The following is an 8,849-nucleotide window of genomic DNA, read 5'->3' as shown; positions in this document are numbered from 1 at the left end:
TGACCTTCCCCTCGTAGCGTAGAGGCCGTGACTGCAGGGGAAGTTGGGAGTCATGGCGGAGAAGAGGCGGAAGTTCGACGCGGAGTTCCGTGAGGGGGCTGTGCGTATCGTGACCGAGACAGGCAAGCCGCTCGCGCAGGTCGCGAGGGAGCTGGGGATCAACGAGACCACGTTGGCCAGCTGGGTCTCTCGCGCCCGGCGGAACGGTGCGGCTGCTGGCGGGCGGAGCGAGAGCGTCCAGGAGGAACTGGAGCGACTGCGCAGGCGCAACACCGAGCTGACCAAAGAGAACAAGGAACTGGCCATGGAGCGTGATGTCCTCAAACGCTGCATGGTCCTGTGGGTGAAGTAGCTGTGGCGGACCCGGCGGCTCTCGTCGGGGTGATCAGCGACCAGAGGACCGGGCACGGCATCCCGCACACTGTCTCCTGCCGCGCGCTCGGCGTATCCGAGGCGTGGTTCCACAAGTGGCGACGTCGCCCGGCCGAGCCGACGAAACGCGAGGTCAGACGGGCGATGCTGGAGGAGAGGATCACGTACTTCTTCCGCCGCTCGGGCGAGACCTACGGGTCACCGAGGATCACGCTGGACCTGTGGGCCGCGGGCTGGCAGGTCTCGGTGAACACGGTCGCCGAGATCATGGCCGAGCTCGGGCTCCAGGGCCGTAAACCGCCCCGCAGGCGCCGCTCGCTGACCCGGCAGGGCAAGCGCAAAGCGGCCCCTGACCTGGTGCACCGCCACTTCGACGCGGTCTCCCCAAACGTCCTATGGGTGGGCGATATGACCGAAATCGAGACCGGGGAGGGAAAGTTGTACCTGGCCACGGTCATCGACCTGTTCTCGCGCCGACTGCTCGGCTATGCGATGGGTGCGCATCACGACGCTGCCCTGGTCGCCGCGTCGCTGAAGATGGCCGCCACCACGCGCGGCGGCGATGTGGACGGCGTGATCTTCCACTCCGACCGCGGCAGCGAATACACCAGTCAGGCGTACAACGAGCTGTGTGACCGGCTGGGCGTGGTGCAGTCCATGGGGCGGGTCGGGTCGGCGCTGGACAACGCCGCCGCGGAGTCGTTCAACTCGCTGATCAAGGTCGAGTACATCCACCGGCACCAGTTCGCCACCCGGACCGAGGCCCGGCTGAAGATCGCCACCTGGATCACCGGCTTCTACAACATGCGCCGCAGACACTCCGCGGCCGGCGGGCTACCGCCGGTGGAGTTCGAACAGATCATCAGCGAAGCACGCGCCAGCCACCATCAGGAGGACCTGGCCGCATAAGGAAGGTCTCTACGCTTCCAGGGGATTGACAAGGGGAGGAATCCCCGTGTACCTCTCTCAACGCGTGCATGTGCATCATGTCTGCGCATCCATGTCGGCGGAGGCGTTACTGCGTCAGGGAAGTCGCGGGGGTTGCCTTGGCCGCGCGGGCGATTGTCCGCAGGCTGGTTCCGCGCGGCCTGTGCGGGCCGGTACGGGACTGTCTCGACGGCGTCCCTGGGCGACTGACGCGTTCCTGAAGTGTGGCTGTTGCTGGTGCGTCGGTTACGGGCGCTTCGCTGTGCGGTCGCGTAGCAGCAGCCACTGACTCGCGTCGGCGCCGCCTGAGCGCGCAGCCGGTCCATGCAGCAGCACGGTGTAAGCCGTCCTCTCCGCCTTGCTCGGGGCGGCATACTGGCCTGGCGCCTCCGGGGTCGGGAATGACCCCGTCATGCCTTTCCAGGCCTTGTCCGCGTTCGAAGTACTGAGCATCGGCCCTCCTGGGCTCAATAGGGTCATGCAGTGAGGTACACGCACGCGTGCGTACATCCCCGGTAGGGGTTCACCGTCCGTTCGAAGGGCATGCGGGACGCCCCCGGCACCCGGTTGACGATGGAGCGGGCCCGGATCTCGTGGAAGGTGACGCCACGGAACTCCGGGGTGTCGAAGGTGCGGGCGACCACCGCCTCCGCGCCGAACAGCGCGGCGTCGGCCCGGCTGTGTCCGGAGTCCGGTGAGAGGTTCTCCCAGCGCATGGCGCCTCCTCGGTAGTACTGACCCACATAATAGAACAAGTGTTCCCATGATCGTGCGAGTGACATGTTCGGTCACATACGGAACCCCGATTTGGTGGCCGGGTACGGGGGTGGTTGGCTTGGCCCGACCCCGATATCCCATGCCCTGGAGGAAAAGCGATGGCGCAGGTCGAGGCCACTACGGAGCGGATCGTCACGGCGGACGCGGAGACGGTGTTCGATGCCCTCGCCGACTACAGCGGCACCCGCGCGAAGCTGATGCCCGAGCAGTACAGCGAGTACGAGGTCCGGGAGGGCGGCGATGGCGAGGGCACCCTCGTGCACTGGAAGCTCCAGGCCACCAGCAAGCGCGTGCGCGACTGCCTCCTGGAGGTCACCGAGCCGACCGACGGTGAACTGGTCGAGAAGGACCGCAACTCCTCGATGGTCACCACCTGGCGCGTCACCCCGGCCGGCGAGGGCCGCTCGCGGGTCGTCGTGGCCACCGTCTGGAACGGTGCCGGCGGCATCGGCGGCTTCTTCGAGAAGACCTTCGCGCCCAAGGGCCTCGCCCGGATCTACGACGCCCTGCTGGCCAAACTGGCCGCCGAGGTCGAGAAGTAGCCGCCGGGACACCCTCAAGAACCGAGAACCGGTGGGGAGTTGGCTCCTCACCGGTTCGGGTGATCTGCCGACGGACCGGCTCTGTCCCGTAACTCGTCGCGCTTGCTCGTAGTTGTCGCTTTTACGCGGGAAATGTCCGGCGGTGCGACGAGGGGAGCGGCACGTGGGCGGGATCACTCTGACGCAGGACGAGCCGGTCGCGGCGCCACCGGCCGGGGGCCCGCCGCCCCCGGCACCGGTCGCCGGGCCGGGCCTGAGCCCGCGCCGGGTCCGGCTGGTCTTTCTCGCACTGATGCTCGCGCTGCTGCTCGCCGCGCTGGAGCAGATGATCGTCGCCACCGCGCTCCCGGAGATCGTCGGCGAACTGCACGGCCTGGACAGCATGTCCTGGGCGATCACCGCCTACCTGCTCACCGCCACCGTCGGACTGCCGGTCTACGGGAAGCTCGGCGACCTGCTCGGCCGCAAGGGCGTCTTCCAGTTCGCGATCCTCGTCTTCGTCATCGGCTCCGCGCTGGCCGGCCGTGCGACGACCATGGACCAGCTGATCGCCTGCCGCGCGGTGCAGGGCGTCGGCGCGGGCGGGCTGCTGACCGGCGTCCAGGCGATCATGGCGGACATCGTGCCCGCCCGGCAGCGCGGCCGCTTCATGGGACTGATCGGCGCCGCCTTCGGCCTCGCCTCCGTCGCCGGACCGCTGCTCGGCGGGTACTTCACCGACCACCTCTCGTGGCGCTGGTGCTTCTACGTCAACGTGCCCTTCGGCCTCGTCACCATGGCCGTCGTCGCCGTGGCGCTCAAGCTCCCCAAGCCGGCCGCGCGGGGACGCTTCGACGTCCTCGGCACGCTGCTGCTGGCCGCCGCCTCCACCTGCCTGGTGCTGCTGACCACCTGGGGCGGCACCGAGTACGCCTGGGACTCCCGCACCGTGCTCGCTCTCGGCGCGGGCGCCGCCGCGGCCACCGTGCTCTTCCTCGTCGTCGAGCGCTTCGCCGCCGAACCCCTCATCCCGCTCCGGCTGTTCCGGGACTCCGTCTTCAACGTCACCGGTCTGGTGGGCCTGGTGATCGGCGTCGCCCTGTTCGGTGCCGCCAGCTATCTGCCGACGTACCTGCAGATGGTCGACGGGGTCTCCGCCACCGAGTCGGGACTGCTGATGCTGCCCATGACGGGCGGTATCGTCGGCGCCTCCGTCGTCTCCGGCCAGCTCATCAGCCGCACCGGCCGCTACCGGTGGCACCCCGTCGTGGGCGCGGCCCTCTCCGTCGTCGGCATGTGGCTGCTCTCCCGGCTGGAGAGCGGCACCCCCCGGCTGCACTACAGCGTCTGGACGGCCGTCCTCGGCGCCGGGATCGGCATGGTGATGCCGGTACTGATCCTCGCCGTGCAGAACTCCGTGCGCCCCGCCGACCTCGGCACCGCCACCAGCGCCGCCAACTACTTCCGGCAGATCGGCGGCAGTGTCGGCGCCGCCGTCTTCGGCACCCTCTTCGCCGGCCGGCTCACCGACGCGCTCGCCGCGCGCCTCCCCGCGGACGCGGCCACGCCGGACGCCGGGTCCCTCACCCCCGAGCTGGTGCACGCGCTGCCGCCCGGGCTGCGCGACGCCTACGTGCAGGCCTACGCCGACGCCATGCCGCGCGTCTTCCTCTACCTGGTGCCGGTGCTCGTCCTCGGCCTGCTCATCGCCTTCTTCCTCAAGGAGAAACCACTGGTGTCCCACCACGCCCCCACCGCCGACCCGGCCCGGGAAGCGCCGCACCACACCGCGCGCGTGCCCCACGCCCGTTCGTCCCACACCGGCGGCATCCCCGTCTGCGGGACCGTGCAGCACCCCGACGGGACCGCCGTACCCCGCGCGGCGCTCACCCTCATCGACATCTCCGGACAGCAGACCGGACGCGGCGCCAGCGGTGAGGACGGGCGGTACGCGCTCGCCACGCCCGGTCCGGGATCGTACGTCCTGATCGCCGCCGCCGGCGGCCACCAGCCGCAGGCGGTCTCCGTGACCGTCGGCGAGCGGCCCGTCGAACTCGATGTCGTCCTGGGCGGCGCGGGCCGCCTGGCCGGCAGCGTCGTCACCGCCGACGGCACGCCGGTGCGCGACGCCGCCGTCACCCTCACCAACGTCCACGGGGAGGTCGTCGCCAGTACCCGCAGCGGCCGTGAGGGCGGCTATGTGATCAGCGAGCTGGTGGCGGGCGAGTACACCCTCGCCGCGAGCGCCCCCGCCTTCCGCCCGGCTGCCCTGCCGGTCACCGTCCAGGCCGCCCGGGAGACCCGTCAGGACGTCGAACTCGCCGGTGGCGCCGTGCTGCGCGGCACGGTGCGGGCCGGCGGCGGACGGCCGGTCGAGGAGGCGCGGGTGACCCTCCTGGACGCGGCGGGCAACGTCGTCGACACCCTCACCACCGGACCCGACGGAATCTTCCGGTTCGTCGACCTGTCCTCCGGCGAGTACACCGTCATCGCCGCCGGCTACCCGCCGGTCGCGACCGTGCTCCAGGTGGCCGGCGGAGGCCGCACGGAACGCGACCTCCAGCTGGGTCACGAGGACTGAAACGGTCCTTCACGCGGGGAAACGCGCGCCGGTGCGAGCACCGGCGGGCAATTCCCGTATTGCCGCACATCGCCGCCGACCGTGGTCGTACGGTGGTCGAGGCCGTACAGATCTTGCGCAGCCGGGGGAGAGAGGGCCTGGGCCATGGACCGTGGCACCGAGCGGAACGCACCTCCCCATGACCACCCCGGGGAGGGCACCGAGACCGGGCAGGACGGAGCCGGCCGGATCCCGCTGGCCGTGGTCGTCGTCGACCGCGACGGACTCGTCTCGCACTGGAGCGCGGGCGCGCGACGCCTGTTCGCCCTGCCCAAGGAGGAAGCGCTCGGCCGCCCCGCCGCCGACCTGCTGCCCGTGACCGGGGCCCTGTCCGAGGACGACGAGGACAGCCCGTACGGGGACGGCGCCGCCTACGACGGTCTGGGCCCCGGCCTCGGCGCCTCCCTCGGCGGGGGCCTGGCCTATCCGGCGGCGGGGCGGGCCCGCCTGGCCGCCTCCGGGACCGGCCGGGTCGACGTGCTGTGGTGGGCGTACCCGCTGGTGGGACCGGGCCGGGAGCGGCTGCTGGTGCTGGCCGCCGACGCGGAGCGGCTGGGCACCGGCGAGGCGGGGGTGTTCGAACGCATCGCGCCCGGCTTCGCCCTGCACACCGACTTCCCCGGCTCCGCGGACCTCGCCCGCCGGCTGCCCGAGATCCTTCCCAGCATGAGCGTCGGTGACAGCGCCCGGATCGCCTCGCAGGTTCTCGAACTGGGTTACCCCATCCTGGAGTTCAGCCAGAATGACCGGGTGCCGGTCACCCCCGACTGGGGAGTGCCCCGGCGCGTCGAACGCCGGGAGCGGCGCGAGCGGGCCGCCCGGGCGCCGGCGGCCGGCGAACCGGTGCCCGAGGAACTGCGGGACGAGAGCGAGGACCTGGAATACGCCGCCGTCCGGGAACGCCTGGAGTTCCTCAACGAGGTCAGCTCACGCATCGGCACCTCCCTCGACCTCTCCCGCACCATCGTCGAGGTCAGCAGGGCCGTCGTGCCCCGTTTCACCGATGTCGCCGGCACCTACCTGCGCGAACAGGTCGTGGCGGGCGAGGGGTTCGACGAGGGCGTGCCGGACACCACCACCCTGTGGCACCGGGTCGCGCTGGAGCACACCGATGAGCCCGGCCGCTGGGACGACGTGGTGCCCGTCGGCGAGGCCATGCCCTTTCCGGCGCACACCCCGTTCTTCCAGTGCATGACCACCGGTGAACCCGTCCTCGTACCGCACATCAGCGAGGAGATGGGCCACGCCATCGCCTCGCAGTTCGACAAGCGCGACATCCGGCCGCTGATCACCGGCCGCTCCATGCTGGTCGTCCCGCTGAAGGCACGTCAGGTCGTCCTGGGCTTCATGATCCTGCTGCGCCATCCGGAGCGCCGGCTGTTCGACGACATGGACCGGGTCACCGGCGCCGAACTCGCCGCACGCGCGGGCCTCGTGCTCGACAACGCCCGCATGTACACCTACCAGGAGAACGTTGCCGAGACGCTCCAGGACAGCATGCTGCCGCACATCCCGCCGCGCATGGCGGGCTGCGACATCGCCACCCGCTATCTGCCGGGCACCCTCCTCGGCCGGATCGGCGGCGACTGGTTCGACGCGGTCAAGCTGCCCGGAGCCCGGACCGCCTTCGTCGTCGGTGACGTCATGGGCCACGGACTGAACTCGGCCGCCATGATGGGACAGTTGCGCACGGCCGTGCAGACCATGGCCGCGCTGGACCTGCCACCCGCACAACTCCTGCGCAATCTCGACGACCTGGCCCAGCGGCTCGGCGACACCTATCTCGCGACCTGCCTCTACGCCGTCTACGACCCCATCGCGGGCGAACTGCGCCTCGCCAACGCCGGACACATCCCGCCCGTGCTGGTGCGCGCCGCGGACGGGCGCAGCGAACTGCTCGACCTGCCCACCGGTGCGCCCATCGGCGTCGGTGGAGTGCCCTTCGCGGCCCTGCGCGTGCGCGTGGAGCCCGGCGACCGGCTGGTGATGTGCACCGACGGACTGGTCGAGGTGCGCGGTGAGGACATCGGTGTCGGGCTCGCCACGCTGTGCGAGTCGGCCGCCCACCCGGCCGCGTCCATGGACGATGCCTGCGACACCATCATCAGGGCACTCAACGTACGCGGTGGCCGCAACGACGACGTGGCGCTGCTGATGGCCCGCCTGGGCGGCATCGAGTCCGCCGACGTCGCCGAGTGGCGGCTCAGCGCCGAGCCGCCCGCGTCCGGCCGGGCCCGCGCGGTGGTCCGCGAGCAGTTGCACGCCTGGGGTCTGCGGGAACTCGTCGACAGCGCCGAGCTGTTGGTGAGCGAGCTCGTCACCAACGCCGTACTGCACTCCCATGCCCGCCCCGTCGCCCTGCGGCTGGTGCGCGGTGACACGCTGCTGTGCGAGGTGGAGGACGACGACCACGAGCTGCCGGCGCTGACCGACGCACGCCCCATGGACGAAGCCGGCCGCGGACTGCGGGTGGTGTCCACCCTCGCCCGCGCGTGGGGAACGAGCCGGACGACGGCCGGCAAGAGTGTGTGGTTCGAGCTGACCCTGCCGCGCCGCTGAGCGGTCCGGCCCCCGACGCCGGTGGTACGACGGCGCGTTCCGCGGCGAACGAGCCGTGAAGGAACGCGTCCGCGCGCTTGTCCGTGAGCCCGGGGCGCGATACACCGTACTGGTCCGTCACACGGGGCGGGCGGTGTCGCACCCCGGGGAGTCGGACATGAGCGTGACGAGTCGTTACCAGCAGGCCTGGGAGGGCTTCTGGCGTGAGGCACCGCGCGAACAGGGGGCCGTGTTCTGGGACGCGGAGCCCGCGCTGACGGTGGCCCGCCACCTCGCCCTGTTCGAACCGCATCTGACCGATCCCGGGCTGCCGTTGGTGGACCTCGGCTGCGGCAACGGCACCCAGACCCGCTTCCTCGCCGACCGGTTCCCGCGTGTCCTCGGCGCGGACCTGTCCGCCGCGGCCCTGGACCGCGCCCGCGCCGCCGACCCGGCGGGGCGGGCGGCGTACCGCCGGCTGGACGCCGTGGAGAAGGCCTCGACCCAGGCCCTGCACGCCGAACTCGGCGACGCCAACGTCTATGTGCGCGGGGTGCTGCACCAGTGCGAGGCCGACGACCGCCAGGCACTGGCCGACGGCGTCGCCACGATGGTCGGCGAGCGCGGTCGCGCGTTCCTCGTGGAGCCGTCCGAGGCCGCCGGAGCGGTGCTGCGGAGCATCGCGACCGGTCCCGGCGGACCACCGCCGAAACTCGCGCCGGTCCTCCGGCACGGCATAGCCCCCGGTGAGGTCGCCGACGCGGAGGTGCCCGAGTTCCTGACCGCGGCCGGACTGACCGTGCTGGCGAGCGGCACCCTGCCGCTGACCACCACCGAGTACGCCCCCGACGGCACCCGCATCGAGCTGCCGTCCGCCTGGTACGTGACGGGGCGCGCCGCCTAGGTTCCGCACGGACGAGAGCCGCGGGCGCTGACCGCAGCGCCCGCGGCACCATGCCCTGCGCTGTGGGGCCGGCGTCTATTAACCGGGCATTCTCTATATGGTGCGAACACGTAGGTGAGGCGCTGAGGCCTCCGTACTGTTTCCGGCCATGACACGCCACACACCTCCCCCGCTCCCCGCCGGGCGCCGG

6 protein-coding genes and 1 pseudogene are annotated in these 8,849 nt (G+C 71.4%); 6 read left to right on the top strand and 1 reads right to left on the bottom strand.

Annotated elements, in window-relative coordinates; translation table 11 throughout:
• Positions 1 to 52: 52 nt before the first annotated feature.
• Together B9S61_RS24345 and B9S61_RS42550 are read left to right on the top strand one after the other, a co-directional pair.
• A complete protein-coding gene (locus B9S61_RS24345) occupies positions 53 to 352 on the top strand; it encodes a transposase (RefSeq protein ID WP_103543739.1) in 300 nt (99 codons plus the stop codon).
• A complete protein-coding gene (locus B9S61_RS42550) occupies positions 340 to 1,281 on the top strand; it encodes an IS3 family transposase (protein ID WP_258039777.1) in 942 nt (313 codons plus the stop codon). The genes B9S61_RS24345 and B9S61_RS42550 overlap by 13 nt, the downstream gene beginning before the upstream one ends.
• Positions 1,282 to 1,778: 497 nt before the next feature.
• Here the strand turns inward: B9S61_RS42550 and B9S61_RS24335 are convergent.
• Positions 1,779 to 2,015, bottom strand: a pseudogene (locus tag B9S61_RS24335) (radical SAM protein); the annotation flags it as partial.
• Positions 2,016 to 2,174: 159 nt separating this feature from the next.
• On the opposite strand from B9S61_RS24335, the gene B9S61_RS24330 reads away from it, so the two are divergent.
• The 4 genes from B9S61_RS24330 to B9S61_RS24315 all read left to right on the top strand — a co-directional run bounded on the left by B9S61_RS24330 (position 2,175) and on the right by B9S61_RS24315 (position 8,659).
• Positions 2,175 to 2,618 (top strand): SRPBCC family protein, encoded by a 444-nt coding sequence (locus B9S61_RS24330; protein WP_103544161.1) that lies wholly within the window; start codon positions 2,175 to 2,177, stop codon positions 2,616 to 2,618.
• Positions 2,619 to 2,781: 163 nt separating this feature from the next.
• Complete coding sequence (locus B9S61_RS24325; protein WP_103544160.1) at positions 2,782 to 5,178, top strand: MFS transporter; 2,397 nt, start codon at positions 2,782 to 2,784, stop codon at positions 5,176 to 5,178.
• A 144-nt stretch (positions 5,179 to 5,322) separates the two neighbouring features.
• Positions 5,323 to 7,776, top strand: a complete 2,454-nt coding sequence (locus B9S61_RS24320; protein ID WP_103544159.1) for a SpoIIE family protein phosphatase — start codon at positions 5,323 to 5,325, stop codon at positions 7,774 to 7,776.
• A 157-nt stretch (positions 7,777 to 7,933) separates the two neighbouring features.
• Complete coding sequence (locus tag B9S61_RS24315; RefSeq protein ID WP_103544158.1) at positions 7,934 to 8,659, top strand: methyltransferase domain-containing protein; 726 nt, start codon at positions 7,934 to 7,936, stop codon at positions 8,657 to 8,659.
• The last annotated feature ends 190 nt before the right edge of the window (positions 8,660 to 8,849 follow it).

It is taken from the genome of Streptomyces sp. SM1, from assembly GCF_002910825.1.
Taxonomy (GTDB): Bacteria; Actinomycetota; Actinomycetes; order Streptomycetales; family Streptomycetaceae; genus Streptomyces; species Streptomyces okerensis.
The sequence above is the reverse complement of the archived record's forward strand: the minus strand, read 5'-3'. Positions and strand labels throughout refer to the sequence as shown.

Bases quoted from the DNA above. Each gene is read 5' to 3' on its own strand.
- B9S61_RS24320 (WP_103544159.1), top strand. From the start codon at position 5,323: ATGGACCGTGGCACCGAGCGGAACGCACCTCCCCATGACCACCCCGGG.
- B9S61_RS24330 (WP_103544161.1), top strand. From the start codon at position 2,175: ATGGCGCAGGTCGAGGCCACTACGGAGCGGATCGTCACGGCGGACGCG.
- B9S61_RS24315 (WP_103544158.1), top strand. From the start codon at position 7,934: ATGAGCGTGACGAGTCGTTACCAGCAGGCCTGGGAGGGCTTCTGGCGT.
- B9S61_RS24345 (WP_103543739.1), top strand. From the start codon at position 53: ATGGCGGAGAAGAGGCGGAAGTTCGACGCGGAGTTCCGTGAGGGGGCT.